23 protein-coding genes are annotated in these 25644 nt (G+C 69.8%); 11 read left to right on the top strand and 12 right to left on the bottom strand.

The window, feature by feature from the left end; all coding sequences use genetic code 11:
* The first annotated feature begins 147 nt into the window (after positions 1-147).
* Together IEW13_RS15140 and IEW13_RS15135 are read left to right on the top strand one after the other, a co-directional pair.
* A complete protein-coding gene (locus IEW13_RS15140; protein WP_188551772.1) occupies positions 148-384 on the top strand; it encodes a hypothetical protein in 237 nt (78 codons plus the stop codon).
* The gene (locus tag IEW13_RS15135; protein WP_188551771.1) at positions 384-779 is read left to right on the top strand and encodes a PIN domain-containing protein; all 396 of its coding nucleotides are present in this window, start codon (positions 384-386) and stop codon (positions 777-779) included. Before IEW13_RS15140 ends, IEW13_RS15135 begins: the two co-directional genes overlap by 1 nt.
* Before the next feature lie 53 nt (positions 780-832).
* Here IEW13_RS15135 and IEW13_RS15130 read toward each other — a convergent pair whose 3' ends face one another.
* The 5 genes from IEW13_RS15130 to IEW13_RS15110 all read right to left on the bottom strand — a co-directional run bounded on the left by IEW13_RS15130 (position 833) and on the right by IEW13_RS15110 (position 5722).
* On the bottom strand, positions 833-1654 hold the full coding sequence (locus IEW13_RS15130; RefSeq protein ID WP_188551770.1) for an alkaline phosphatase family protein: 822 nt from the start codon (positions 1652-1654) through the stop codon (positions 833-835).
* A gap of 231 nt (positions 1655-1885) precedes the next feature.
* Positions 1886-2962 carry an ABC transporter ATP-binding protein gene (locus tag IEW13_RS15125; protein WP_188551769.1) on the bottom strand — a complete coding sequence of 359 codons (1077 nt, stop codon included), beginning with the start codon at positions 2960-2962 and terminating at the stop codon, positions 1886-1888.
* Positions 2959-3714 (bottom strand): ABC transporter permease, encoded by a 756-nt coding sequence (locus IEW13_RS15120; protein ID WP_188551768.1) that lies wholly within the window; start codon positions 3712-3714, stop codon positions 2959-2961. The genes IEW13_RS15125 and IEW13_RS15120 overlap by 4 nt, the downstream gene beginning before the upstream one ends.
* Positions 3711-4586 (bottom strand): ABC transporter permease, encoded by an 876-nt coding sequence (locus IEW13_RS15115; protein ID WP_188551767.1) that lies wholly within the window; start codon positions 4584-4586, stop codon positions 3711-3713. Before IEW13_RS15115 ends, IEW13_RS15120 begins: the two co-directional genes overlap by 4 nt.
* Positions 4583-5722 carry an ABC transporter substrate-binding protein gene (locus tag IEW13_RS15110; protein ID WP_188551766.1) on the bottom strand — a complete coding sequence of 380 codons (1140 nt, stop codon included), beginning with the start codon at positions 5720-5722 and terminating at the stop codon, positions 4583-4585. Before IEW13_RS15110 ends, IEW13_RS15115 begins: the two co-directional genes overlap by 4 nt.
* 129 nt (positions 5723-5851) lie before the next feature.
* Between IEW13_RS15110 and IEW13_RS15105 the strand changes: the two genes are divergently transcribed.
* Complete coding sequence (locus IEW13_RS15105) at positions 5852-6547, top strand: HAD family hydrolase (protein WP_188551765.1); 696 nt, start codon at positions 5852-5854, stop codon at positions 6545-6547.
* 46 nt (positions 6548-6593) lie between these two features.
* On the opposite strand, the gene IEW13_RS15100 is transcribed toward IEW13_RS15105, so the two are convergent.
* The 3 genes from IEW13_RS15100 to IEW13_RS15090 all read right to left on the bottom strand — a co-directional run bounded on the left by IEW13_RS15100 (position 6594) and on the right by IEW13_RS15090 (position 9829).
* A complete protein-coding gene (locus IEW13_RS15100) occupies positions 6594-7430 on the bottom strand; it encodes a GntR family transcriptional regulator (protein WP_188551764.1) in 837 nt (278 codons plus the stop codon).
* Positions 7431-7442: 12 nt separating this feature from the next.
* Entirely contained in the window at positions 7443-8348 is a 906-nt protein-coding gene (locus IEW13_RS15095) for an aminotransferase class IV (protein WP_188551763.1), read from the bottom strand.
* 365 nt (positions 8349-8713) lie between these two features.
* Positions 8714-9829 (bottom strand): VIT1/CCC1 transporter family protein, encoded by a 1116-nt coding sequence (locus tag IEW13_RS15090; RefSeq protein ID WP_188551762.1) that lies wholly within the window; start codon positions 9827-9829, stop codon positions 8714-8716.
* 400 nt (positions 9830-10229) lie between these two features.
* Between IEW13_RS15090 and IEW13_RS15085 the strand changes: the two genes are divergently transcribed.
* The 4 genes from IEW13_RS15085 to IEW13_RS15070 all read left to right on the top strand — a co-directional run bounded on the left by IEW13_RS15085 (position 10230) and on the right by IEW13_RS15070 (position 15610).
* The gene (locus tag IEW13_RS15085) at positions 10230-10985 is read left to right on the top strand and encodes a sulfite exporter TauE/SafE family protein (protein ID WP_188551761.1); all 756 of its coding nucleotides are present in this window, start codon (positions 10230-10232) and stop codon (positions 10983-10985) included.
* A 393-nt stretch (positions 10986-11378) separates the two neighbouring features.
* Positions 11379-13127 (top strand): M20/M25/M40 family metallo-hydrolase, encoded by a 1749-nt coding sequence (locus IEW13_RS15080; RefSeq protein ID WP_188551760.1) that lies wholly within the window; start codon positions 11379-11381, stop codon positions 13125-13127.
* Between the two features lie 362 nt (positions 13128-13489).
* The gene (locus IEW13_RS15075) at positions 13490-13942 is read left to right on the top strand and encodes a DUF3817 domain-containing protein (RefSeq protein WP_188551759.1); all 453 of its coding nucleotides are present in this window, start codon (positions 13490-13492) and stop codon (positions 13940-13942) included.
* 96 nt (positions 13943-14038) lie between these two features.
* Positions 14039-15610 carry a flotillin family protein gene (locus tag IEW13_RS15070; RefSeq protein WP_188551758.1) on the top strand — a complete coding sequence of 524 codons (1572 nt, stop codon included), beginning with the start codon at positions 14039-14041 and terminating at the stop codon, positions 15608-15610.
* 199 nt (positions 15611-15809) lie between these two features.
* Here the strand turns inward: IEW13_RS15070 and IEW13_RS15065 are convergent, their stop codons facing one another.
* Positions 15810-17342: an MDR family MFS transporter gene (locus IEW13_RS15065; protein ID WP_188551757.1), complete on the bottom strand. Its 1533-nt coding sequence runs from the start codon at positions 17340-17342 to the stop codon at positions 15810-15812.
* Positions 17343-17482: 140 nt separating this feature from the next.
* Between IEW13_RS15065 and IEW13_RS15060 the strand changes: the two genes are divergently transcribed.
* From IEW13_RS15060 to IEW13_RS15050, 3 genes are all read left to right on the top strand, one after another.
* The gene (locus IEW13_RS15060) at positions 17483-18154 is read left to right on the top strand and encodes a TetR/AcrR family transcriptional regulator (protein ID WP_188551756.1); all 672 of its coding nucleotides are present in this window, start codon (positions 17483-17485) and stop codon (positions 18152-18154) included.
* A gap of 256 nt (positions 18155-18410) precedes the next feature.
* Positions 18411-19340: an ABC transporter ATP-binding protein gene (locus IEW13_RS15055; protein ID WP_188551755.1), complete on the top strand. Its 930-nt coding sequence runs from the start codon at positions 18411-18413 to the stop codon at positions 19338-19340.
* Complete coding sequence (locus tag IEW13_RS15050) at positions 19337-20989, top strand: ABC transporter permease (RefSeq protein WP_188551754.1); 1653 nt, start codon at positions 19337-19339, stop codon at positions 20987-20989. The genes IEW13_RS15055 and IEW13_RS15050 overlap by 4 nt, the downstream gene beginning before the upstream one ends.
* Positions 20990-21161: 172 nt before the next feature.
* Here the strand turns inward: IEW13_RS15050 and IEW13_RS15045 are convergent, their stop codons facing one another.
* The 3 genes from IEW13_RS15045 to IEW13_RS15035 form a co-directional block, all read right to left on the bottom strand.
* The gene (locus tag IEW13_RS15045) at positions 21162-22052 is read right to left on the bottom strand and encodes a MetQ/NlpA family ABC transporter substrate-binding protein (protein WP_188551753.1); all 891 of its coding nucleotides are present in this window, start codon (positions 22050-22052) and stop codon (positions 21162-21164) included.
* Between the two features lie 82 nt (positions 22053-22134).
* A complete protein-coding gene (locus IEW13_RS15040) occupies positions 22135-22836 on the bottom strand; it encodes a methionine ABC transporter permease (protein ID WP_188551752.1) in 702 nt (233 codons plus the stop codon).
* Positions 22820-23893 (bottom strand): methionine ABC transporter ATP-binding protein, encoded by a 1074-nt coding sequence (locus tag IEW13_RS15035; RefSeq protein ID WP_188551751.1) that lies wholly within the window; start codon positions 23891-23893, stop codon positions 22820-22822. Before IEW13_RS15035 ends, IEW13_RS15040 begins: the two co-directional genes overlap by 17 nt.
* 555 nt (positions 23894-24448) lie before the next feature.
* On the opposite strand from IEW13_RS15035, the gene IEW13_RS15030 reads away from it, so the two are divergent.
* A complete protein-coding gene (locus IEW13_RS15030) occupies positions 24449-25531 on the top strand; it encodes a tartrate dehydrogenase (protein WP_188551750.1) in 1083 nt (360 codons plus the stop codon).
* Positions 25532-25644: the final 113 nt, after the last annotated feature.

Below are 25644 nucleotides of genomic sequence, written 5' to 3'. Positions count from 1 at the left end.
CGCGAGCTGCCGCCACAGAAGAGAAGATCAATCCCCGCAACTCACATAAGACCTGGACCTAACACCGGGGGCATTCCATGACGTTGGTAGTACGTTGAGTTTATGAAGAGGTTCACCAAAAGAGACCTGGACCAGAGGACCGCACAGGTGCTCGGCGTGCTCGATACCGGTGAGGATGCCATCGTCATCACGGAGTGCGGGGTGGAGAAGTATGAGATCCGCCGCAGGCAGCCTGTAGAGGATCCGCTCACACGGCTAGAAGCGCAGGGGCTGATCACGCCTGCCGCGCCGAACCCGGCGCCGTGGCCGCCATACGAATCAGCCAGCGAGCCGGACCCTGGCCGGGTGGACCGGCTGATCGATGAGATGAAAGGCGACCACTAGTGTGGTGGTATCTGAACTCCTCCGTTGCGCTGCACGGAGTCTTGCCAGACGGCAGCCCGGCCGCCAAGGAACGGTTTGCCGATGCCATCCAGGCGGAACAGTCCTTCTGTTCCTCAGCGCTGCTTCGCGTTGAGGTCACCAGAACACTGCGACGCGAAGGTCTTGACCTCAGGCCGGCGGCAGCTTTCTTCGACCGGGTGCGCTTCCTCCTGATCCAGGACGCCACTTTGCGGTTGGCGGCTGGAATCGAACCCCATATCAAGTCCCTGGACGCCATCCACCTGGCGGCGGCCATACTCTCAGGTTTGAACCCCACCGTCGTCACTCACGATGCGAACATGAAATCCGTCGCCGGACAGCTCGGTCTTGCCACCTTCGACCCGATGGAACCTTAGCGTTCCCCCGCGGGAACCTCGGCCCTTAGCAGGGCCCCTGATCCTGATCGCCGCTAGCCACGCAGTTCGGCGAGCATGAAGCCGGGGACGTCCACGGCTTCGATCTGCTCCGGCAACCCGGACGGCGGAGCGGTGAAAGTTTCCCCGGCGAACCGGCCGAGGGCGAAGAAGCTGCGCCGGACCACGTCCTCGCCGCCGCCGTGCCCGCCGGCATCCAGATGACCGTGGTCGGTGGTGACGCCGACGCTCCACTCCTCGCCCGCCTGCGCCCGGACCGCCACGGCATGCAGCAGGCCGGCCAGATGCGCGTCCACCCGGGCGGCGGCCTGACGGTACTCCGGGCTCGTGCCGCCGTAGAGGTGGCCGGCCTCGTCGATCTCGCCCAGATACACGAAAGAGGCGTCCGGCCCTGCCTCGCGCACCGCGAGCCGGCTGGCCGCACCGATCTCTCCGTCCGCCCAGCGGTAGCCGTAGACCTCGCCGTCGCGGATCACCAGCCGGTGCCGGCCCTCACGCTGTGAGTCGGCCCGCGGTGCGAACACCGGACCCGGACCGGCGGGATCGCCCAGCGGGGGCCAGCCCGTCGCCACGAAGGTGGTCAGACCCGGATGCTCGGCCGCGGCCACGCTCAGCAGATCCGGGTGCCCGGCGAGGCGATGCCCCAGGAAGGAGTTGTCGAACACGCCGTGGGCGCCGTGATCAGCGCCGGTCAGCAGCGAGGACCAGCCCGGCCCGGAGATGGTGGGCACCTCCATCGTGATCCGGGCCGTCGCCGTGGTGTCCATGAACGAGCCGAGCGCGGGCATCCAGCCACCCGCCAGAGCGTCGTCAATGCGCAGGCCGTCGATGCCGATCAGCAGGATCTTCCGTGTCATGTCTCCCCATCTCCTCGGGTTGAGGGCACTTCTTGGTCTTGCGGGTTCCGCCCATCCAGGCGAGGCAGCTCGCGGATGGGCGCAGTGCACCGGCCTGACCGGCGAAAGCACGTGCTTTCCCTCCGCCGCGGAAGGGGCGGAGGGCACGTCTCCGCCGCGGCGTTGATGCTCCGGCGGCACCGGCCCGGCCGGCCTGGCGCCGTCGGCGCAGGTCGATCGGATACGCGACGTTCAGGCGTGAGTCTTCTGCGAACCGGTTGCCGCCGGATCCGGCTCCACCAGGACGTGCGGGACCCGCACGCCCAGCCGCACCCGCTGCCCGCTTTCAATGCCGCCGGCCTCACGCGTCGGCAGGTCCACCCGGACGGGGGTGACCAGATCATCCCAGATGACGCCGATGCTGGTGGTGGCGCCACGCAGGAGGACCGTGGAGACCATGCCGGGACCGGCCTCATCGATGCTCAATTCGATGTCCTCGGGGCGGATGTGCGCGCGCAGCGGGACCTTCGGATCGTGCTGGCCCACCGTCTCCACCGCCTGCCCGAAGAGCGCGATGCGGGTGCCGTCACCGGTCACGGGGACCAGGTTGACGGTGCCCAGGAACCGGGACACGAACGCGTTGGCCGGCTGACGGTACAGCTCGGCGGGAGCACCGAGCTGCTGGATGAGCCCGTCGCGCATGACGGCCACCCGGTCCGCGATGGTCAGCGCTTCCTCCTGATCGTGCGTGACCATGATGGTGGTGGTCCCGGTCTCTCGCTGGATACGCCGGATCTCCTCGCGCAATTGCACCCTGACCTGTGCGTCCAGCGCGGAGAGGGGTTCGTCCAGCAGCAGCACCTCCGGGGCCACCGCCAGCGCCCGTGCCAGGGCGACCCGCTGCTGCTGCCCGCCGGAGAGCTGATGCGGGTACTTGTGCGCGTGCTCCGACAGGCCCATGAGTTCCAGCAGCTCGCCGGCCCTGCCCAGCCGCGCGGGCTTGGCCTGGCGGCGGATCTTCAGGCCGTAGGCCACATTCGTCAGGGCGGTCATATGCGGGAACAGCGAGTACGCCTGGAACACCACGCCCATGCTCCGCCGATGTGCCGGCACGGCGGTGATCTCGCGTCCGCCCAGCATGACGCGGCCGGAGTCGGGCCGCTCGAAGCCGGCGATGATCCGCAGTGCGGTGGTCTTCCCGCAGCCGGAAGGCCCCAGCAGGGTGAGCAGTTCGCCTGGTTCCAGCTGAAGGCTGATGTCCTCCAGGACGGTGCGCCCGTCGAAGGCCTTCGTCACCTGCTCCAGGGCGAGGCGGGCATCGGTGGTCATGATCGCGTCCTTTCCGAGCGGAGCGTGCGGGCGAAACCGGCCAGCAGCAGCCAGGTGCCCGCGAGGGTGAGGAAGGCCAGGGCCGCGGCGGCCCGGGGGTTGTCCTGACCGACCTGCGCCAGGAACACGGGGTAGGTGTTGTGCAGCAGGAGCGAGGCCAGGACGAACTCGCCGAGCACCATGGCCACGCAGATGAGGCCGCCGGCCAGCAGGGCGGGCCGGAGGTTGGGCAGCAGGATCTCCCAGAACAGGCGCAGCCGCCCGGCGCCCAGGCTGGTGCCGGCGTCGACGAGGGTGCGCAGGTCGATGGCGCGGATGCCGGAATCCAGCGCCCGGTAGACCAGCGGCATGGTGAGGACGACGTAGAACGGCACGAGGCTGAGCAGGCTGGTCAGGAAGCCGGGATAGATGGCGCGGAAGACCAGGTTCACGCCCATCACGAGGGCGACCGGCGGCACCACGAAGGGCAGGACGGACAGGCCTTCAGCCAGCGGCAGGAGCGTTCTGGCGCGCAGGTGCAGCCAGAGCAGGGTCCCCATCAGCAGCACCGAACCGATGACGGCGGTGAGGACCGCCAGCAGGACGCTGCGGCCGACCTGCTGCCAGAACGCCGGGTTGCCGGTGGCCCGCTGCAGCGGCTCGAATGTGAACCCCTGTCCCGGGAGGCTGAACCCGAAGGCGGCCGAGGCGACGAGCGGCGCGGCGAAGAACACCGCGGCCAGCAGCAGCACTGTGACTCTGAGCGTTTTCATGACAGCCACCTCGTGCTCCGGCGGGTCAGCAGCCAGCGTGCCAGCATGGCCAGGGTGACCACCGCGATCATCCCGGTGGACAGGGCGGCGCCGAAGCTGTTGTCCACCATGACGTTCCCGGAGACGAAGAAGCCGACCAGGATCGCCACCAGGTTCGCACCGCCGCCGGCCAGGGCGTAGGCGGTGGCATAGGCGCTGAAGGCGTTGGCGAACAGCAGCAGGAGCGCCCCGCCGACCGAGGGCGCCAGGATGGGCAGCGCGATGTCGAGCAGGTGCCGGGCGCGGCCGGCACCGAGGCTCTGGGCGGATTCGACCCATTCGCGTTTCAGGCCGGTCAGTGCGGGCAGGATGAGCACGGCCATGAGCGGGACCTGGAAGTAGAGGTAGACGATCGTCAGTCCGGCGAAGGAGGACAGCCGGAAGCTCTCGGAGAGGTTCCAGCCGGTCAGCTCGGCCACCGCGGTGGTCAGCATTCCCTGGGTGCCCAGCAGCGCGACGAAGGCGAAGGCCAGCGGGATGCCGGCGAACTGGGAGGCCACCGAGGAGAAGGACAGGATGCCGTCCCGCAGCCATCGGGGCCGCTCGGTGGTGAGGATCGCCCAGGCGAGGGCGAGGCCGAGGGTCCCGCCGATGACGGTGGTGGTCAGCGAGAGCATGGCCGTGTTGCTGAAGGCGCTGACGTACTGGTCCTCGCGCAGCCGCAGCAGCGGCTCCAGGGTCCAGGCGCCGGAGGAGTCCCGCACGCTGGCCACGAGGTTCACGATGATCGGCAGGATCAGGAAGACCGTCAGGAACGCGAAGTAGGGCAGGGCGCCCAGGACCGCGACGAGCGGGAGCGGTCCTGGGCGCCTGCGTGCGGGGGTGGACGTCATGCCCCGGCGACCTGCGGTCCCCAGTTGCTGACGACGGCCTCGGTGGCCGCTTCGCCCTGCTCCAGGCTGGGGAACTCGATCTGCTCCAGGATGTCGGCTGGAGGCAGCGCGGCTTCGGCCTCGGGTGTGAGCGTTCCGGCGTCGACCATCGCCTGGTAGCGGGCCGGGACGGCGCCGGCGCCGGCGTAGATGTTGGCGCCCTCATCGCTCAGCAGCCATTCGATCCACAGCCGGCCGGCGTTCGGCTGCGGGCTGTCCACGGTGACCGGCTGGGCGTAGTAGTTTCCGAAGACGCCGTCCTCGGGCACGACGACCTCCAGGTTCACCCCGGCGGCGTCCAGCTGGTCCTCGATGCCGGTGTAGTTGTAGTTCCAGTCGAACGTCACCGCGGCCTCACCGGTCTCCAGCGCCGCGGCGTTGGAGGTGGTGTCCACCAGGTAGCCCTCTTCGGCGAGCTCGGCGAAGAAGTCGATGCCGGGCTGGATGTCGTCCAGGCTGCCCCCGTTCGCCAGGGCCGCGGCGAAGACGGTCGCCAGGACGGAGGCGCCCTCGCGGGGGTCGCCGATGGTGATCTTGCCCTTGTACTGCTCGTCCTTCAGGTCCGCGAAGCTGGTGGGCACGTCGACCTCGTCGCCGTTCACGCCGATGGAGAGCACGCCGTAGTAGGCGCCGACCCAGTAACCTTCGGGATCGATCAGGTCCTCGGGGATCTCGTCGGCGACGCTGGGCACGTAGTGGTCCAGGAGGTCGTCCTGCTTGGCGGGGGTGGTGAAGGAGTAACCGATGTCCAGGACGTCCGGCTGGGTGGACTGGCCGCGCAGGTTGCGGACCGCCTGGAGTTCCTCGGCGCTGGAGGCGTTGGGGCTGGAGACCTCCACGTCGACGTCGTACTTGGCGGTGAACTGGCGGAAGGACTCTCCGTAGTTGGCCCAGTTCTCCGGGTAGGCGATCAGGTGGACTTTGCCCTCTTCCTTGGCCAGGGCCTCGATCTCTTCCAGGGTTTCTCCGACGGTGGTCTCCGCGGCGGCCTGGCCGCCACAGCCGCTCAGGGCCGTGAGCGCGGCGAGGGAGGCGGCCGCGACGACGGCGCGGGGCCGCCCGAGGCGGGTCGTGCGCAGGGGGGTGGAAGCTCGCATGGAAAGTTCCTCACGGGTTCGGCGGTGAGCTGACGCCTCGATGCTCGCGACTGCGACTGACGACGAGGTGAACTCAGCGTAGCCATTGGGCGAATAATGGTCTAGACCGAATCTGATACCGTAACCCGCATGTCACAAACCCTCCTGGATGCCCCCGCTGTCCTCTTTGATTTCAACGGCACGCTCTCCGACGACGAGGGCGTCCTGGCGCGGATCGTCCGGGATCTGGCCGCCGACCGGCTGGGACTTCAGCTGAGCGCAGACGAGTACGAGGCTGGGCTGCGCGGGTTGAGCGACGGGGAGATCCTGCGGGAGCTCCTGCGCCGGGCCGGCGATGCCGGCCGGGCCGGCCGGGTTGGCCAGGCCGATGTGGCGGGCCGGGCCGGTGAGGCGGAGGAGCTCGCGGCTTTGCGGGAGGAACTCTCCGCCCGGTACCTGGAGGCGGCGTGCACCGGCACGCTGATCCGTGCCGAGGCGCGGGAGCTGGTCCGGCGCCTGCATGCTCGCGGCACGCGCCTGGCCATCGTGACCGGTGCCTCGCGGGCCCTCGTGGAGCCTGCGCTGGAGGGTGCCGGAATCCGCGAGCTGTTCGAGGTCCTCGTCACGGAGGAAGACGTCGCGGAGGGCAAACCGGACCCCGAGGGGTTCCTACGGGCAGCGAGCGTCCTCGGACTGAGCGGCCGGGCCGCCGATGTCGTCGTCTTCGAAGATTCCGCGCCCGGCCTGGAAGCGGCCGCCCGAGCCGGCATGATCGGTGTGCGGGTGGCCTGGGACGAGGCTCCCCTGGGCGTGCACCTGCTCGACGCGCCCCTTATCGGCGCCTGACCGGTTCTGTCCGTCCACGCGGTGCGGGCGCGGTGGTCGAACGGCGTCAGGCTTCGGTCAGGCGGCTGGTGACGACGACGCGGGCGCGATCGGTGCGGAAGAGGTCGCGGGAGTACTCCACCGGCGTGCCGTCCTTGGCGCGGGCGACGCGGATGCGCAGCAGCAGCGGGCGGCTCGCACTCACGCCGAGTGCATCGGCGTCGCTTCCGGCGAGCACCGGCACCAGCTGCTCCTCGGCCGTGGCCGGCGCGAGGCCGTAGCCGCTGAGCACCTTGTACAACGACCCCTCCAGGTCCTGCTCCAGGAAACCGGGCAGCAGTGCCGCCGGGAAACTGGAACGCTCGATCGCCACCGGCTGCTCATCCGCCAGCCGGATCCGGTCCACGAAGCACACCTGGTCATCGGCGTTCAGCCCCAGTGCCGCCGCGGCGCGGTGCCCGGCCGGCTGCGTCCGTGCCGTCCGCACCAGGGAACCCGGCCGGTGATCGGACTGCTGGATCTGCAGGGCCAGGCCCGGCAGCCCGGTCAGGTCCACCGCGATGGGCGGCGCGGCGATGAAGGCCCCGCCGTGACGGCCCGGTGCCCGGCGGATCAGGCCGCGGGACTCCAGTGTCTGCAGCGCCTGGCGCAGGGTCATCCGGCTGATCTGCAGTTGCTGCGCCAGCGCGCGCTCGTTCGGCAGGCGGGTGTCCGTCTTCAGGCGGCCGGACTCGATCAGCTCGCTCAGCCACTCCTCGATCTGCGCGTGCAGCGCCGATGCGCTCTCTCGTTCCGGCTCGAACGGCGGCAGCTCCGCCTGTTCCGGCGCGCCCGAGCCGTGAGCGGGACTACGTGCCGTGGCGGTCCGGCTTGTGCTCTCACGCCCGCCGTCCCGCTCGCCCATTTCGCCCATCGTTCAGGTGTCCGGCGCGAGGTCGGGGTGAACGAAGGCGAAGACCTCCCGCTCCAGTTCCGCATCGCGGGCGAGTTCTTCGCCGTCCAGGGAGGCCAGGGGCAGCGCCCGGCGGAGGGAGGACGTGGTCCAGGCGGCATCGGCGCCCAAGATGTCCTCCCGGCGCAGATCGGCGTACGCGGTCGTCCAGCCGGCGGCCTCCGCGGCGGCGAAGAGACCCTGCTGCGTGGTGCCGTGCAGCAGGCCGGCACCGGGATCCGGGGTGAGCAGGGTCCGGCCGCGGGCGATGACGAGGTTCGCGGTGGGGAACTCCAGGGCGATGCTGTTCGCGCCGTCGTGGCTGAAGAAGAGGGCGTCGTCATAGCCGTGCTGCGCGGCCCACCGGCCCGCGGCGAGGTTGACCGCATACGAGAGGGTCTTGGCACCTTGCAGGAGCCACGGCGCGTCCTTGCCGACGTAGGCCGGCGTGCCGCGGTCCAGGCTGCCGATGGCGATCCCCTCGGTGCGCTGCCGGGCGTACTCCGCCGGGGCGGGAGCGGTCAGGAACCAGCCGCGCGGGGCCAGTGCGGCATCGGGCCCGCGTGAGAGCGCGTACCGCACGGAGAACTCGGCTGCCTCGGGGAACGCGCGGCGGTGCGCCTGGACGGCCTCGTCGAAGGCGGACTCCCAGATGGCCGGATCGGGCCGGGGCAGCTCCAGCGCTTCGGCCGAACGGATGAACCGCTCCAGGTGGCGGCGCCGGTTGTGCACGCCGGCCGCGTCCACCAGCACCGTCTCGAAGATCCCGTCGCCGCGGTGCGCCGAGCGATCGTCGGCGGTCAGGACCGGGTCGCCCGGGTCGGCCAGGTGTGTGACGCCCGAACCGGGGTCCAGCAGGAGCAGGACGGACTGGCGGGGTGCAGGGCTCATGCCGACCAGTGTATGCGGGCGCATTCCGCCCGGCGGGCCGGTCGCCGAGCGGCTGAGATGGAGCGCGATCAGACCGGGGTGCCTATCTCGGCGAGCAGGTCACGACGGCACCCGGCGCCGGTTCCGCGACGGCTCCGGGCGACCGAGCCTGATTCCGTCCGGCCAGCGCACCCAGCCGGTGGACGAGGCTGCGCATCCGCCGTCCTGCCGGTGCGCCGGCAGGAGGGGGGAACCTGCTTCGGGTGCTTCGGGAACCCGGGTGCCGCACTCGTCGTGCCCGGGTTCCCGTCGGCGGTTCCCGCCGAACGCTCCTGTGCGCATGTCCCCGCAGCGCTCCTTACTCGGTTCGGAAAGCAGGGCCGCGCTCAGGCGAGGTTGACCCCGAAGAGCAGACCCAGCAAGTAGGTGACCAGTGCCGCCCCGTAGCCGATCCCGAGCTGCCGCAGCGCGCGCAGCAGCGGCGGGGTGCCGGACAGGATGCCGACGACGGCGCCGGTCACCGTGAGTGCCACGCCCACCGCGACCAGGGCCACGATCACCGCTGCCGCGCCTTCGAGTCCGAACAGATAGGGCAGCACCGGGATGAGGGCGCCCGAGGCGAAGAACAGGAAGCTCGATCCGGCGGCGCCCAGACCGGTGCCGATCTCTTCGTACGCGCCGTGCGCGTGCGGCGAGGGGGCTCGTTCGTGGGAGGCATCCGGTGCGGCGACGCGGGCGAGGGTGCGGCGCGCGTGTTCCTCGGCTTCGCCGGGCGTCTCACCCCGGGCCCGGTAGACGAGGGCCAGCTCATTGGCGTCCACGTCGAGCGCCGGCAGCGCCTGCTGGGCGGCCGGGTCCGGCGTCGAGGCCTCCAGCAGCTCGCGCTGACTGCGCACCGAGATGAACTCACCGGCGGCCATGGACAGCGCGCCGGCCAGGAGCCCGGCCAGGCCGGTGATGAGCACCTCACCGGTGGCCAGGCCCGCCGCGCCCACGCCCAGGATGAGCGCGAGGTTGGAGACCAGGCCGTCGTTCATCCCGAAGATCGCCGCGCGGAAACTGCCCGAGATGCGGTTGCGGCCCCGTTGCGCCAGGGCACGCACGACCTCGCCGTGGATGCGCTCGTCGGCGGCCATCGCGGCCGAGGCGTCCCGGTCCGTCTCGTACGGGGAGCGGGATTCGGCGGTCTGGGCCAGGGCGAGGACCAGGACGCTGCCGAACACCCGGCCCAGGAGGACCAGGATGCGGGCGCCGATGCCGGGCCGCGGCAGCGCTCGTTCGGGTTCACCGGCGGCGCGGAGCAGCGTCACCCAGTGCTGTTGATGGCGTTTCTCCGCCTCCGCGAGGCCGAGCAGGATCTCGCGCTCTTCGCCTTCGCGGCGGCGGGCGAGGGAGCGATAGACGTATTCCTCGCGGCGTTCGGCGGCGAGGTACCGCCGCCAGCGGCGCCGGTCCGCGGCGCTCACCTGCGCGGGATCTGCGGGGAGATGTTCGCTGGGCATGATGTCCAATCGTCGTGACCGGACACCAACTGTATAACACTTGCGCAAGTAATTGAATGTTGATTCGTGTCACACCCGAGCGTTGCCGCGCCCGAGTGTGGAGGTGCGTCGCGGGGCGTGCGGTGCCGGGCGGAGTCCACTGGAATCCGCCCGGTTCTGGGTCAGGGCATCAGTGACGCTCGCCAGGGGCGGGGTGTCCTCGGTTCGTGCCGCGTACGGAGTCCTCCGGCGGCCACCGAGGGCGCATGCTCGCTCTCAGGGTGCCAGGACCGCGCGGCAACCTGTTCTTATCTGGCCGCTTCCACCCGGAAGCGGCGATCCGGCCCGGTGTGCCTAGAGTGGCGGTCATGCGCATCCCCTCGCGGCGACGAGTCGCCGACGCCCGGAAGCATAGCGGCGCGTGACGGCGACCGTCGCGATCATCATCGCCGCAGTGCTCATCGGCACCGTGCTCCAGCGCGTTTCCGGCACGGGCGTGGGACTCGTGGTCGCGCCGGTGCTGTCCATCCTGCTGGGCCCGGCGTTCGGCGTGCTGCTGACCAATATGACCACGGTGGTCTCCGGCTTCCTGATCATGCTCGCGGTGTGGTCCCGGATCCACTGGCGTCGGTTCTGGCTGATCGGCCCGATGGCGGTGCTCGGCGCCGTACCGGGCGCCTGGCTGGTTGGACGGCTGGGCTCCGGCTGGTTGTCCGTCATCCTCGGCGGCACAGTGCTGGCGGCCCTGATCGTCAGCGTCGCGCTGCCCCGGCTGCCGGAATGGCGCGGGGGCGTGCCCGCGCTCGCCGCGGGTCTCATCGGCGGTTTCTTCAACACCACCTCCGGCGTCGCGGCGCCGGTCATGGTGATCTACTCGCGCCTGTCCCGCTGGGACCACCGTTCTTTCGCGGCCACGCTGCAGCCGGTCTTCATGACGATGGGAGCCGCGTCCGTGCTCGCCAAGCTCGGGATGGGGTCGGTGGAGCTGGGCGATGCCGGGATCAGGCTGGAATGGCTCTTCCCGGGCATCGCGCTCACGGTGCTGGCCGGCATCGGCGCCGGAACGCTCCTAGCGCGGATCGTTCCGGTCCCGTGGGCCCGGCGCACCGCCCTGGCGCTGGCCGGCCTGGGCGGTCTGGGTGCGCTCGTGCGCGGCCTGACGGAGGTCCTCGGTTAGCCGTCATTGAGAACCGGGAACCGGGGAATCACGGCTCTGCGGATAAGCGTCGCGGCGCTCGCCAGTTTCCCGTCATATACGCGCATATGCACCCCGTGCAGCCGTCATAAAGCAGTCTCAGACGGTATCCAGCCTCCTCCTCTGACGGAAGAATCGCCCGATGACGTGGGATGACGTCACGAGAGGCCGTAACAAGGAATTTTCACAGCTTCTCGTGACCTGGGTCACAGATACGATATAGAGTCACAATGGCGTCACAAAGTGGCCTGCCCGCAGAACGTGAGTCCCACCGGTCATAAGCTGGTGATGATCGTCCCTGCGGCGGCTTCCCCGCAGCCATCGACGGTGCCGTGCAGTAGGCAATGATCCGAACCATGGAAGGACAAGCGTCCGATGAAGAGACCTCCCAGCAGTCGCCGATCTTCTGCGAACGTCACGCGCGGTCTCGCCGCTACAGCGGCGTGCGCGGTGGTCGGCGCCTCGGCGTTCGCGCTGCCCGCGGCTGCCCAGGCTGCGCCCGGCCCCACGGAGCACACCGACCTGGGTGTCACCGGCGCCGCGGTCTACGAGCACCTCGAGGTGTTCTCAGATCTCGCCCTGCAGTATGCGGATGAGGGCTACCGCGCCTACAACTCGCCCGGCTACGAAGCCGCAGCCGAGTACGTCGAGGAAGTGCTCGAGGGTACCGGCGCCTTCGAGACCGAGCGGCAGTACTTCACGGTCGAGGGTGAGAGCAACGGCGCGATCGACTTCACGGTCGCCGGCGAGGAGGTCCCGGCCTTCCACGTCTCCTACGGCGAAGGCACCGACGAGCCCATCGTCGACGCTCCGCTGAGCATCACCTCCGATGAGGCCGGCATCGGCTGCAGCCCGGACGATTACGCCGATGTCCCCGCCGGCTCCATCCTCCTGGTGCAGCGCGGCGAGTGCCCCTTCTACGACAAGGCCTTCAACGGCACCCAGGCCGGTGCCGCCGCGGTCGTGATCTACAACAACGAGGCCGATCCCGACGCCGGTTTCAGCGGCACCCTCGGGGAGCGGATCGAAGGCGGCGCGGCCACCATCGGCGTGACCCGTGGAGTGGGCGAGGAACTCGCCGCAGCCGTCACCGCCGCCGCGGAGGCCGAGGAGACGGTCCTGGGTTCGCTGACGGTGGAGAAGGAATTCACCGAGACCGAGACGTTCAACGTCCTGGCCAGCACGACCGCCGGCGACCCCGATGAGGTCATCGTCGCCGGTGCCCACCTGGACGGCGTCGACGAAGGACCGGGCGTGAACGACAACGCCTCCGGCTCCGCCGCCCTGCTGGCCCTGGCCGAGCAGATCGCCGCCTACGAGTACGCTCCCGACCGGCAGGTGCGCCTGGCCTTCTGGGGCGCGGAGGAGATCGGCCTGCTGGGCTCCTACCACTACGTCGAGGACCTGACGGCCAACGATCCGGCTGAGCTGGAGCGCATCCAGGCCTACCTGAACTACGACATGATCGGCTCGGACAACTTCGTGGTCAGCGTCTACGACGCCGACGAGTCCACTTACCCCGCACCGGTGCCGATTCCCGAAGGCTCGGTCGAGCTGGAGCAGATCTACACGGACTACTTCGACTCGGTCGATCAGCCCTGGGTGGACTCCGAGTTCTCCGGCCGCTCCGACTACCAGGCGTTCATCCTGGCGGGCATCCCCTCCGGCGGTCTGTTCTCCGGCGCCGACGGGGTCAAGACCGAAGAAGAGGCCGAGCTGTTCGGCGGCACCCCCGGCGTGCAGCACGACACCAACTACCACACCATCAACGACACCCTGGAGAACGTGAACCAGGAGTCGCTGGACATCTTCGCCCCGGCGATCGGCTACTCGACCCACGTCCTGGCCTGGGACCTGGTGGAGCCCACCGAACCCACCGAGCCCACGCCGGACCCGACCGAGGTGCCGACGACCGAGCCCACCGACGATCCGACCACGGCTCCGACGGACGATCCGACCACCGAGCCCGGCCCCGGCGGGGCCCCGCAGGATCCGGGCGCGCAGGACCCGAGCCTGCCGACCACCGGTGCGGACATGCTCCCGCTGGCGGCCACCGCACTGCTGCTGATCGTGATGGGCGCGCTCATCGCGGCATCGAGCAAGGCGCGCTACCGGCAGAACTGAGCGATGCCGGCCCGGCCCGGTGGGGCGAGCGGTGATCCGCTTACGCCGCCGGGCCGGAGAGGCGGGCCCGCGATGAACGGGTCCGCGGCCAGCTCGTAGCAGGTGCTGCTCAGTACGACGTGAACCGGCCGTCGTCATCCTCCCCGAGGGTGGCGGCGGCCGGTTCGTCGTTCCGGGGGACTCCGGGAACGCGCTGCCCCGGACGGAGCGGTAGCCGCCTGTCTGGGGGTTCGCTCCGGGTGCTGCCGGCGGCTGCTGCCCGGGACAGAGCGGTAGCCGCACGAGGCGTGAGGCGGATCATTGCCGCCGTGCCGTCCGGGCCGGTTAGGCTGGTGCGCGGTCCCCGTGAACGAAGGAGCTCCATGTCACCGCGCGCGCTGTTCGGCACCCTCGCCTTCGCGGAGGCGTTCACCTGGGTGCTGCTGCTGACCGGGATGTACCTGAAGTACATCGCGCAGAGCACCGATGTGATGGTCAGCATCGGCGGCGCAGTGCACGGATTCGCGTTCCTGGCCTACGTGGCCGTGGCGATCCTGGTGTGGATCTCGCAGCGCTGGCCCGCGCACGTGGGAGTGCTCGCGCTCATCGCCTCCGTCCTGCCGCTGGCCACCGTCCCGCACGAGATCTGGGCTGCCCGCAAGGGGCATCTCGATGGGCGCTGGCAGCTTGCCCCCGGCGGCCGGGAACCACGTCACGCCGTCGAACGGCTCATCGCCCTGGCGTTGCGCCGGCCCGCGCTCTCCGGCGCCGTGACTCTCCTGGTCGTCGCCGTGGTGTTCGCGGCGCTCATGGTGGCCGGCCCGCCCGGCGGCTGAGATCCACTGCCCAGGGCGCCCGGATATCCGGCATACTGGTAGGCAACCGTGTCCTGACATCCAGGAACGGCGCATCCCCTGGAGTGAGGAACACAGATGGATTTTCTGGGCCTGGTGGGGATCGGCTTCGGCCTGATCTTCCTCCTGATCGTCGTCATCGTGGTCTTGCGCAGCTACAAGATCGCATCCCCCTCTGAAGCGCTCATCATCACCGGCAGGGGCGCCTCGGGAGGAAACCTGGAAGGCGGCGGCCGGATCATCATCGGCGGCCGTGCCGTGGTCTACCCCATCGTGCAGAAGGCCTTCACCCTCTCGCTGTCCTCCCGGCAGATCCAGGTGGCCATCGACGGCATCTCCGTCAACGGCATCGCCCTGCGGCTGCGCGGCGTCGCGCAGGTGAAGGTGGGCGGCACCGTCGACGACATCCGCAAGGCCGCCCAGCGCTTCCTGGACCAGCAGGAACAGATCGACCACTACAGCCAGGAGATCCTCTCCGGTACCCTCCGCGCGGTCGTCGGCACCCTGACCGTCGAGCAGATCATCCAGGACCGTGCCTCCTTCGCCTCGCAGGTGCAGGAGGAAGCCGAGCACTCCATGAACAACCAGGGTCTGGTGATCGACACCTTCCAGATCTCCGCCGTCGAGGACGACGGCGACTACCTGCGCGACTGGGGTCGCCCGCAGGCCGCGCAGGTCGCCAAGAACGCCGCGATCGCCGAGGCGAACGCGCAGCGGGAGGCGGCCGTCCAGGAGGCCCTGCAGACGGAGGAGACGCAGAAGCAGCAGGCGCTCACCGATGAGGCCATCGCCGAGCAGCAGCAGCAGCTCGCGCTGCGCCGGGCCGAGCTGAAAGAGGAGGCCGACCGGAAGCAGGCGGCCGCCGATGCCGCCGGGCCCCTGGCGCAGGCCGAGCAGAAGGCCAAGCTGCTGGAACGGGACAAGGTGCTGGCCCGCGAGCAGGCGGAGGTGCGCGCCGAGCAGCTGGACGCCGAGATCAAGCGGCCGGCCGACGCCGAGCGCTACCGCCGCCAGACTCAGGCCGACGCCGAGGCCTACGACATCGAGGCCCGCGGTCGCGCCGAGGCTGCCGCCGAGCTGCATCGCCGCTCCAAGGAGGCCGAGGCGGTTCGCCTGGAGGGCGAGGCCGAGGCCGCAGCCATCGCCGCCAAGGGCGCCGCGGAAGCCGAAGCGCTGCTGAAGCAGGCCGAGGCGTACAAGCAGTTCAACGACGCCGCGGTGCTGTCCAAGGTGCTGGAGGCGCTGCCGCAGATCGCCGACGCCCTGGCCAAGCCGTACAGCAACATCGGCGAGCTCTCCATCGTCTCCACCGACGGCGAGGCGAAGATCGGGCGGAGCATCTCCTCGAACCTGGCGCAGGTGCTGGAGATGGTGCGCGGCACCACCGGCCTGGACCTGAGCGCCGCGGTCAACCGCGCTGCGGAGAACATCGCCAAGACCGAGGCCACCGTCGGCGCCCCGGGCAGCAGTCCGGCCGCCGGAGGTGCCGCCTCTGCCGGAAGCGCCGCCGACGACCGGGCATCCGCTGCCGAGGCACCGGCAGCCGCAGGCACGGATGGGCCGGCCGGCAGCGCAGCCGGCGCCTCCGCGGGCACGCAGGACCCTTCCGAGACCGCCGAGGCGCAGGCCTCCGCCGACCCGGAAGCCTGAGATCCCGCGCACGGCCATGCGCCGCGCACCCGCCGGAAAGCGTCGTATAACCAGAGAGAAACCCACTGCTGTTTCGAATTCCCACTGTTGATCTCCGGTGGGTCTTCGAAACAGCCGTGGGGTTCCGGCGTTCTTGCGGACCTGGGAGCGCCCAGCGGCGCGTACCGGAACGCGCCCGGTGTTCCGGTCAGCGTTCCGGTCAGCGACGGCGCATATGCGCGGCAGGCGCCCTCCGGAACAGGCACGCGGCGGTGAAGCCGATCAGGATCACCACGGCAGGCAACAGCACCGAGGCGCTCATCGCCGCCCCGAACGCGTCGAGCGACTCCGCCGGAAGCGCAGTGACGACCGGCGCCTCGCCTCCTTGCGTGGAGATCGCGCCGTCTACCTCCTGACGGGCCAGCATCGCCTCCATCATCGCGGCCATGCCGGCTGAGCCGAGCACCGCGCCGATCTGCCGCATCGTGTTGTAGACCCCGGACCCGGCTCCGGCGCGGCCGGGATCCAGGTGGCGCGTCGCCGTGACCGAGACCGGCGCCCAGATGCACGAGTGGCAGAGCCCGAAGAACGCGAACGGCAGCAGCAGCCACGGCAGGGAGGCATCGGCGCGCATGAGCTGCGCCAGCCACAGATGGCCCAGGGCGAAACCGCCGAACCCGGCCATCGCGACCCATTTGGGGTCGATGATCCTCAGCAGCCGCCCGACGATCGGCGGCAGCACCACGGAGATGAGTGCCGTCGGGGCCAGGCAGAGCGCCGCCAGCGTGGGGCTCAGTTCCCGGGCGTGCTGCAGATACAGCATGATCGGGAACATCTGCGCGGTCACGGTGAACCCCATCGACATGATGGCGATGCTGCCCAGGGTGAAGTTGCGGTCGCGGAACAGGGCCGGCGGGACGAGCGCCTCATCGCCGCCGCGCCGCTGCCACAGCACGAAGGCGATCAGGACCAGCACGCCCACGATCAGCAGCACGCGCACATCGACATCGGCGTGCAGCGGGCCGAGCGCGACCGGGATCCCGCCCCAGCCGGCGCGCTCGCCCTCCTGGAGCGCGAAGACCAGCAGCAGCATGCCGATCGCGCTCAGCAGCACGCCGGGCCAGTCCAGCCGCCGTGCCGCCTGATCCAGGCGCGGCACCAGCCGCGCGGCCAGAATGAAGGCGAGAACGCCGACGGGGATGTTGACGAAGAAGATCCACTCCCAGCCGAAGGCATCGGTCAGCACCCCGCCAAGGATCGGACCGATCAGCGTGGCGACGCCCGCGATCGAACCCCAGAACCCCATGGCGGCGCCGCGGTTCTGCGGCGGGAACAACCGGGTGATGACCGCCATCGTCTGCGGGGTCATCATGGCCGCTCCCAGGCCCTGCACCACGCGAGCGCCGATGAGGGCCTCCGCCGAGCCGGCCAGGCCGCAGGCCAGCGATGCGAGGGTGAAGACGACGAGGCCGGTCTGATACACCGTCTTGGGGCCGAAGCGATCGCCCAGCCTGCCGGTGACCAGCAACGGCACGGCGAAGGCGAGCAGGTAGGCGCTGGTGACCCATACGGCGGTGGTCAGCTCGGCGTGCAGTCCGTCGATGATGGCCGGGATCGCCACCGAGACGATGGTCGTGTCCACCAGGATCATGAAGAAGCCCAGCGCGAGGGCCCACAGTGCCGGCCACGGACGCTGCGCCCGGGGGTCCCGGTGCGTGTTCCCCGGAGGCGGTGCCGCGTGTCCCTGGCTCATTCCGCCAGGCTACAGCGGCGTGGTTCGCCCAGCTGGCCAGGGGCGGAACGCGAGCGCGGATCCGGCTTCCCGACGGGTCGCGGTCAAGCCCAGCGAAACCTCTCTTGCCCTCCGGGTGAACACGTGTTTACACTGTGAACATGCGTTCACCGCAGATCGCCTCCGACACCCGGACGCGCATTCTCGAAGCCGCCGTCGATCGGTTCGGCCGGGACGGGTTCGGTGCCTCGCTCCGCGCCATCGCGGCGGATGCCGGAGTGAGCGCCGCTGCGGTCATGAAGCACTTCGGCTCCAAGGAATCACTGCACCGGGAATGCGACGCGCATGTCCTGGCGGTCATCAGCGCCTACAAGACCGAAGCGATGAAGTCCGCGGACCTCGGCGCTACCTTGATGACCCAGATGGCGCGGATGGAGGAGTTCCAGCCGCTCATCCGTTACACCATGCGCAGCTTCCTGGCCGGCGGCGATGTCGCGCGGAACCTCCTGGAGGACATGAGGAGCCGTGCCCTCACCTGGATGGCCGAGGGCGTCAAAGCCGGTCACCTCAAACCCAGCCGGAACGAGGAGCTCCGGGTGAAGCTGACCTTCAGCATCTCCATCGGCTGGATGGTGCAGTCGGTGCTCGCAGCGGAGAAGGACCTCGGCGAGCTCGATGCGGACTTCTGGGCGCGGACCTTCGATGAGATGCTCATGCCTGCGCTGGAGCTCTACGCGGAGGGGCTGTTCGCCGACCGCACCCTGCTGGAGCATTACATGCTCTACCGGAGCGACCCGCCCGGCGAGAGCGGCGCGGAGGAGACCTCCGCCTGAACCCGAGGCGCGCCGCCAGCGGCGCCCTCGGCCTCGTAGCTCGGCCGGCCGGGCTATATAAGAGACGGCACCGCCGTCTTTCACTGGTCCCGTCACCACCTGGGTTTCACTTCCGCGGTAGCGGCGCATCGTCGTACCCGCCTTCTTGTGCGTCCCTGCCATAGCCGCTTGTCGCCGTGGGGCCTGGCGGGACATCCCTTCCGGCCACGCGCACTCCGCACCGCCGGCGACCACCCTCACGAAAGGCTTCTTGATCATGTCCCCCACAGAACCAGGGCGCAGCGGCGCTCTCGCGATCGACCTCACCGGCATCACCAAACGCTATGGCCGTGCCACCGCCCTCGATGGGCTCGACCTGCGGGTCACCCCCGGCGAGGTGCACGGGTTCCTGGGCCCCAACGGGGCAGGGAAATCCACCACGATGCGGATCCTGCTGGGCATCCTGCGGCACGACCACGGCACCGCCCGGGTCCTCGGCGGTGACCCCTGGAAGGACGCCGTGGCCCTGCATCGGCGGCTCGCCTATGTGCCCGGTGATGTGGAATTGTGGCCGAATCTCACCGGTGGCGAGTCCATCGATTTGTTCGCGCGTCTGCGCGGCGGCGTCGACACCCGGAAACGCGACGAGCTGTGCGAGCGCTTCGACCTCGACCCGCACAAGAAGGGACGCACCTACTCCAAGGGCAACCGGCAGAAGGTCGCGCTCATCTCCGCCCTGGCCAGCGACGTGGAACTGCTCCTGCTGGACGAGCCCACCGCCGGCCTGGATCCGCTCATGGAGGCGGTGTTCCAGGAATGCATCCGCGAGGCCAAAGCACAGGGCCGTACGGTGCTGCTCTCCAGCCACATCCTGGCTCAGGTGGAGGTCCTGGCGGACCGTGTGTCGATCATCCGGAAGGGACGCATCGTCGAATCCGGCACGCTGGGCGAACTGCGGCATCTGAGCCGGACTGCGGTCACAGCCGTGACCGAGCGGCCGCTCGGCGATCTCGCCGCCTGGGACGGGGTGCACAATCTCCGGCAGGAGGGCGAGCGCCTGCGCTTCGACGTGGACGCCGCCGTGCTGCCGCGGGTCATGGGGGAGCTGTCCGGCCGGGGCCTGCGTGCCCTGACCGCGACGCCGCCGACGCTCGAACAGCTCCTGCTGCGCCACTACGGCGATGACCTGCAGGAGGCACGCCGATGAGCGCCGCCACCCGGACGTTGCCCTCCGGCCGGGGTAGCCGGCTGGCCGGCACCGGCGTGCTGCTACGGTTCATGCTGCGGCGGGACCGGGTCCGGCTGCCGGCCTGGGTGCTGGGCATGACCGTGATGATGGCGTACTTCGCCAACGCGATCGGCACCCTGATGGACGGGGAGAACCTGGCGGGTCTGGCGGGATTCGCCGCCAACCCGATCATGGCGCTCATCGGTGGTCCCGGCTACGGCTTCGACGAGATCACCGTGCCCCGGTTCCTGGCCGGGATGTACGGCGCCTACCTCATGCTGGGCGCTGCCTTCATGAGTTTCACCACCGTCTCGAGGCACACCCGGGTGGAGGAGCAGACCGGGCGGGCAGAACTCGTCCGTGCCAATGTCACCGGCCGGCACGCGCCGCTGACCGCGGCGCTCATCCTCACCGTGGGTATGAACCTCGCGATGTCGCTGCTGATGGGCCTCGTCCTCATCGGCTCGGCGGTCGACCCGGCTCCGGAACCGGCGCCGTCGTTCCTCTTCGCCCTCAGCATCGGTGCCGCAGGCCTGGTCTTCGCCGGTGTCGCGGCCGTGACGGTGCAGCTCTCACCGTTCTCACGGGCGGCCTCCTCCATGGCCGGCGGCGTGCTGGGCGTGGCATTCGTCGTCCGCGGTCTAGGCGATATGTCCGCGGTGCAGGGCGGAAACCTGGACTGGCTCTCCTGGCTGTCCCCGCTCGGCTGGTCCCAGCAGACGGCGCCGTTCACCCTGGACCGCTGGTGGCCGCTGCTGCTCTCAGCCGGCCTGGCGGCTGGCTTGATGGCGACCGGTTATGCGCTTCAGGCCCGTCGGGACCTGGGTGCCGGCCTGCTGGCGGACCGGCCGGGCGCGGCGTACGCCGCCGCGTGGTTGCGGGGCCCGGTCTCGCTGGCTTTCCGCCTGCAGCGCTCGGCTCTCATCGGCTGGTCCATGGCCATGCTCCTGGCCGGAGCCACCTTCGGGGCTTTCGTGCAGCCCATGCGCGAGGGAGCTGAGGAGATGCCGGAGGAGATCGTGGCGTTGATGGGCGGCGCCGACGGCATCGTAGAGGGGTACCTGGGCTTCATGGGGCTGTACTTCGCGATGATGGTGGCCGCCTACGCGATCATCTCCCTCCAGGGCCTGCGGAGCGAGGAACAGGGGATGCGCGCCGAACCGGTCCTGGCGACCGGAGTGAGCAGGCCGGCCTGGCTGTTGTCCTGGACCGGAGTGACCGCGGCCGGCGCGGTGCTGCTGCTCGGGCTGGCCGGCATCGGTGAGGGGCTGGGTGCGGCGTTGAGCACCGGGGACTGGGGTCTGATGGCTCCGACGGTACTGGGGCACCTGGCGCACGCACCGGCGGTGTGGCTGCTGCTGGGACTCGCGGTGTTCCTGTACGGCGCCTTCCCGCGGTTGCTCGGGGCGGTGTGGGCGGTGTTCGTCTACGGCGTCTTCATGAGCCTGTTCGGGCAGATGCTCGACACCCCTGAGGCGGTGCTGAACACCTCGCCCTTCCAGCACATCGGGCAGTACCCGGCGGAGGACCTCTCCTGGGTGGCCATCGGCGGGTTCGCCGGGGTGTTCGTGCTGCTCAGCGCCCTGGGTACAGCCGCTTTCCGGCGGCGGGATCTGTCCACTGCCTGAGGCGGGCCGCTTCGCCCGGAATGGCACGGGCGCTGGCCGGCACTGACGGGCGCTGATGGGTGCTGGGGGCCGGACGGTGCGGAAGGCCGTCGTCCCTCCTCTCCGGCCTGCACCGGCGCTGGGCTCCGGGGATGCGGAGCCCAGCGCCGGCAGGCATGCCGCGTAGCTGCGGCTACTCGTTCACCGGCAGCACCCCGGAGCCGTACTCCGAGGAGATCCAGGCGGCCACCTCGCTGGACTCCAGGTACTGCGCGAGCGTGACGATGCGCGGGTCGTCGGCGTTCTCCTGCAGCACCGTGAGGACATTGGCGTACGGATTGTCCTGGGCCCGCTCCAGCGCCAGGGTGTCCTGGTCCGGGTCCAGACCGGACTGCAGTGCTACGTTGCCGTTGACCACGCCCAGGTCCGTTTCACCGTCGCTCACGGTGCGGGCGGTCAGGTTGTAGTCGACCTCCAGGAGGTCCAGCCCCCGGACGTTCAGCTCGTCATCGGCCAGGACGTCCTTGACGGTGATGACATCGGTCTCCGGGTCGAAGCCGTCCGGGAGCTCGATCAGACCGTTGTCCGCCAGCAGGAGCAGTGCGCGGTTCTGGTTGACGACGTCACTGGTGATGGCGATGGACGTGCCCTCGCCCACCTGCTCCAGGGAGGTCACCTCCCCGCCCTGGTTGTAGTACAGGCCCAGCGGCTCCACATGGACGGTGGCGACCGGTGTGATCGCGTCCTCCGGCTCGCCGGCGTCCTGCAGCCACTGGCGCAGGAACGGCACATGCTGGTGGAAGGTCGCATCGGCCTCGCCGTCCAGCAGGACCTGATTGCCCTGCACGCCCTCGGTCAGCTCGGTGATGTCCAGGCTGAGCTCATCCTCCTCGGTGACCAGTTCGTCCTCGATGTACTCCAGGATCTCGATGTGCGGCGTCGCCGAGGCGAAGATCCGCAGGGGCGCCGATGAGTCCCCCTCTCCGGTGCCGTTCCCGCCGCAGGCGCCGAGGCCCAGCAGGAGCACGGCGGAGAGGCCGGGGACGAGGCGGGCACGTGGGCGCGGGGCGCGGATGGTGTTCATTGGCGGTGCCTTTCTGTTCGGTGTTCCGGATGCTCGGTGTTTCAGACGCTCGGTGTTCAGGTGGCCTGTGTCCCGGGTGCGTCTATTCGCCCTTCTGCGCTCGGGACGCCCGGGCCACCAGGACGTCGCCGATGCTCTGCAGGGCCTGCACCATCGCGACCAGGAGGACGACGGTGACGGTCATGACGATGTAGTCGAAGCGCTGATAGCCATAGGTGAGGGCGAGGTTGCCCAGACCGCCGCCGCCGACCGCGCCGACCATCGCGGAATTGGAGACTACGGCGATCCCGGCGAAGGTGCTCAGCGCGATCAGGCCCGGAACCGACTCCGGCAGCAGCACCTTGAACACGATCTGGGTGCGGGTGGCGCCCATCGCGTGCGCGGCCTCGATCTTGCCCTGACCGATGTTCAGCAGCGTGGTCTCGGCCAACCGGGCCACGAACGGCACGGAGGAGATGACGATCGGCACGATGGCGGCCGTCGGGCCGATGTAGGTGCCGACGATGGCGCGGGTCACCGGGATCACGGCGACGGCGAGGATCACGAACGGCACGGCGCGCACGATGTTCACCGCGGTGCCCAGCGGCTGGTACAGCCACGGGGCGGGGGAGACGCCCAGCGGGCTGGTGATGTAGAGCATCACACCCAGCGCGATGCCGAGGATCACGATGACGACGAAGGAGATGGAACTGGTGTAGAGGGTCTCCCGCGTGGCCTCCCAGATGTTCCCGGTGGCGCGGTCCCAGTTGTAGCCGGGGAAGAACCGTTCAGACAGGGACAGCATCGGCGCCTCGCTCTCTCAGCCATGCGGCAATGGGGGTCAGCGGGACCGGGGCGTCCTCGTCGTGACCGCCGGGCGCCGGCGTGATCCGCAGGTGGAAGCGGGAGAACCAGGTGCCGGCGATGCGGTCTGAGCTGACGGACACGATGGTGACGTCGACCCCGAAGACGCGAGCGATCTGGCTCCAGTACGGTGCCGCGGCGAGGTTCCCCTCGAAGGTGACCATCAGCAGTTCACCGGCATGCTCGTGCCGCCCGTGCTGGTCCAGCCGGTGCGGGAACAGCGCGGCGCCCAGGGTGGAGGACCGGTCGAGGACGAGATCGCGGACGCGGCCGGAGTCGGCGACCGTGCCGTGTTCCAGCAGGGTCGCGTGGGTGGCGGCGTGCTTGACCACATCGAGTTCGTGGGTGATCAGCACGATCGTGACGCCCAGCCGGTCGCGGATGTCCTGCAGCAGATGGAGGATCTGCAACGTCGTCTCCGAGTCCAGGGCCGAGGTGGCCTCGTCCGAGAGCAGTATCCGCGGTTCGGTGACCAGGGCACGGGCGATGCCGACGCGCTGTTTCTGCCCGCCGGACAGCTGCGCCGGGTAGTGCCCGGCCCGGTCGCTGAGACCGACCAGGTCGATCACGCGGGCGACGCGCTCCCTGATCCGGGCCTGCGGGAGGCGGTGGATCTCGAGCGGGAAAGCCACATTCTGGGCCACGGTGCGGCGCTCGTACAGGTTGAAGTGCTGGAAGATCATGCCGATATCGCGGCGCTTGCGGCGCAGTGCCCCGGGCCCGATGGCGGCGATGTCCTCCCCGTCGACCACGAGCCGCCCGCCGCTGATCCCGGTCAGGCCGTTGATGGTGCGGATCAGCGTGGACTTTCCCGCCCCGCTGCGGCCGATCACGGCGTGGATATCACCCCTGCCGACGGTCAGGGAGACCCCGTTCAGGGCGGTCACCTGCTCCGGTCCGGTGCCGAACGACTTGGTCACCCGGTCGAACTCGATGAGGGGTTCCCCGGCCGCCCCGGCGTCATCCGCCCTGCCGGTGCTGGCGGTTCCTGCGGTCATCGGCGCCTCCTCTCTGGTCCTCGCATCTCTGTCCTCACAGCGCTGGTTCTTCGCTGAGTCATCTGAGCCCGGCTCCTCGTGCGGCCGGTCGTGTCCGCTGGTTTTGCCGGCGGCTCCGCCTGTGCTTGGCAGGCGATCCTGTCACTTCCGGGTCAAGTTAAAGCCGGACAGACCGCCGATGACGCGCCCTCCGGACACGGACGGCCACACGCCGACATGCGCGGACACGGTGCGTCACAGCACTTTCCGCCGACCGCCGGCCGGCCCAACACTGGTAGCCACGCCGCGAGAAGTACCGCTCCTGCGCACCGGGGTCTCTCACGGCGGCGCCGCCCGCGTTCCGAATAGCTCCCAGTGCGGGGCCGGGCGGCGCACCCGGACTGGAAGGAGCCCGATATGACCAGCGCACAGCGCACCGCCGGACCAGGCGCGTCACCTGCCCGGGCGGATAGCCCGCACGTGCGCACGGTGTCTCGTTAAGGGCGGCGCTTACGCCGCGCGCCCGGTAGCGTGGGGATGACAGTGAGATGAATCCGGCGGGCGTAAGGAGACCCCATGACAAAGACGTACCGGATCGCAGTCATCCCCGGTGACGGGATCGGCAAGGAAGTCGTCCCAGAGGGCGTGCGGGTCCTCGAGGCCGCTGCCCGGGTGTATGGCATCGGCGTCGACTTCGAGCATTTCGACTTTGCCAGCGCCGAGTACTACCAGGCGCACGGGCAGATGCTCCCGGACGACTGGTTCGAGACATTGAAGGGCTTCGACGCCATCTATTTCGGCGCGGTCGGCTGGCCGGACGTCGTGCCGGACCACGTGTCGCTGTGGGGCAGCCTGCTGCAGTTCCGCCGGCACTTCGACCAGTATGTGAACCTGCGGCCGGTCCGGCTGCTGCCGGGCATCGTCTCCCCGCTGGCGGGGCGGGCGCCCGGTGATGTCGACTTCTACGTGGTGCGGGAGAACACCGAGGGTGAGTACTCCAGCATCGGCGGGAAGATGTTCGAGGGCACCGACCGGGAGGTCGTGGTGCAGGAGACGGTGATGACGCGGCAGGGCGTGGACCGGATCCTGGACTACGCGTTCCGGCTGGCGCAGTCCAGGCCGAAGAAGCATCTGACCTCGGCGACCAAGAGCAATGGCATCTCCATCACCATGCCGTACTGGGATGAGCGGGTGGAGGCACGGGCGGAGCAGTACCCGGGCATCCGGGTGGACAAGTTCCACATCGACATCCTCGCGGCGAACTTCGTCCTGCATCCGGACTGGTTCGACGTGGTGGTGGCGAGCAATCTGTTCGGCGACATCCTCTCCGACCTGGGACCGGCCTGTACCGGAACCATCGGCGTGGCCCCGAGCGCCAATATCAACCCCGAGGGCACGTTCCCGAGCTTGTTCGAGCCGGTGCACGGCTCGGCGCCGGACATCGCGGGCAAGGGATTGGCCAACCCCATCGGTCAGATCTGGTGCGCGTCGATGATGTTCGACCATTTCGGTGAGAAGGAAGCGGGCGCCGGAGTGTTGCGCGCCATCGAGGAGACGCTTGCCGCCGGGGAGCACCTCACCCGGGACCTGGGCGGCACCGCCGGCACCGCCGAGCTCGGCGCCGCAATCGCGGAACGGGTGCTGGGGCAGGGCGGCTGACCCCGGGCGGGGAGGGACTCCGGCAGACGATGGCGCCTGTTGTCTGGTTGAGCGGCGGCCTTCGGACGGCGGTAGTCCCCTCCGCGCGGCGGGGAGCACCGGAGTTACGGGCG

Origin of the sequence: Sediminivirga luteola, from assembly GCF_014639315.1 — a bacterium.
GTDB classification, from domain to species: domain Bacteria; phylum Actinomycetota; class Actinomycetes; order Actinomycetales; family Brevibacteriaceae; genus Sediminivirga; species Sediminivirga luteola.
The sequence above is the reverse complement of the archived record's forward strand: the minus strand, read 5'-3'. Positions and strand labels throughout refer to the sequence as shown.

Bases quoted from the DNA above. Each gene is read 5' to 3' on its own strand.
- IEW13_RS15105 (WP_188551765.1), top strand. From the start codon at position 5,852: ATGTCACAAACCCTCCTGGATGCCCCCGCTGTCCTCTTTGATTTCAAC.
- IEW13_RS15110 (WP_188551766.1), bottom strand. From the start codon at position 5,722: ATGCGAGCTTCCACCCCCCTGCGCACGACCCGCCTCGGGCGGCCCCGC.
- IEW13_RS15035 (WP_188551751.1), bottom strand. From the start codon at position 23,893: ATGACCGCAGGAACCGCCAGCACCGGCAGGGCGGATGACGCCGGGGCG.
- IEW13_RS15065 (WP_188551757.1), bottom strand. From the start codon at position 17,342: ATGAGCCAGGGACACGCGGCACCGCCTCCGGGGAACACGCACCGGGAC.
- IEW13_RS15095 (WP_188551763.1), bottom strand. From the start codon at position 8,348: ATGAGCCCTGCACCCCGCCAGTCCGTCCTGCTCCTGCTGGACCCCGGT.
- IEW13_RS15040 (WP_188551752.1), bottom strand. From the start codon at position 22,836: ATGCTGTCCCTGTCTGAACGGTTCTTCCCCGGCTACAACTGGGACCGC.
- IEW13_RS15045 (WP_188551753.1), bottom strand. From the start codon at position 22,052: ATGAACACCATCCGCGCCCCGCGCCCACGTGCCCGCCTCGTCCCCGGC.
- IEW13_RS15115 (WP_188551767.1), bottom strand. From the start codon at position 4,586: ATGACGTCCACCCCCGCACGCAGGCGCCCAGGACCGCTCCCGCTCGTC.
- IEW13_RS15120 (WP_188551768.1), bottom strand. From the start codon at position 3,714: ATGAAAACGCTCAGAGTCACAGTGCTGCTGCTGGCCGCGGTGTTCTTC.
- IEW13_RS15060 (WP_188551756.1), top strand. From the start codon at position 17,483: ATGCGTTCACCGCAGATCGCCTCCGACACCCGGACGCGCATTCTCGAA.
- IEW13_RS15090 (WP_188551762.1), bottom strand. From the start codon at position 9,829: ATGCCCAGCGAACATCTCCCCGCAGATCCCGCGCAGGTGAGCGCCGCG.
- IEW13_RS15130 (WP_188551770.1), bottom strand. From the start codon at position 1,654: ATGACACGGAAGATCCTGCTGATCGGCATCGACGGCCTGCGCATTGAC.
- IEW13_RS15030 (WP_188551750.1), top strand. From the start codon at position 24,449: ATGACAAAGACGTACCGGATCGCAGTCATCCCCGGTGACGGGATCGGC.
- IEW13_RS15075 (WP_188551759.1), top strand. From the start codon at position 13,490: ATGTCACCGCGCGCGCTGTTCGGCACCCTCGCCTTCGCGGAGGCGTTC.
- IEW13_RS15080 (WP_188551760.1), top strand. From the start codon at position 11,379: ATGAAGAGACCTCCCAGCAGTCGCCGATCTTCTGCGAACGTCACGCGC.
- IEW13_RS15125 (WP_188551769.1), bottom strand. From the start codon at position 2,962: ATGACCACCGATGCCCGCCTCGCCCTGGAGCAGGTGACGAAGGCCTTC.
- IEW13_RS15100 (WP_188551764.1), bottom strand. From the start codon at position 7,430: ATGGGCGAGCGGGACGGCGGGCGTGAGAGCACAAGCCGGACCGCCACG.
- IEW13_RS15055 (WP_188551755.1), top strand. From the start codon at position 18,411: ATGTCCCCCACAGAACCAGGGCGCAGCGGCGCTCTCGCGATCGACCTC.
- IEW13_RS15050 (WP_188551754.1), top strand. From the start codon at position 19,337: ATGAGCGCCGCCACCCGGACGTTGCCCTCCGGCCGGGGTAGCCGGCTG.
- IEW13_RS15070 (WP_188551758.1), top strand. From the start codon at position 14,039: ATGGATTTTCTGGGCCTGGTGGGGATCGGCTTCGGCCTGATCTTCCTC.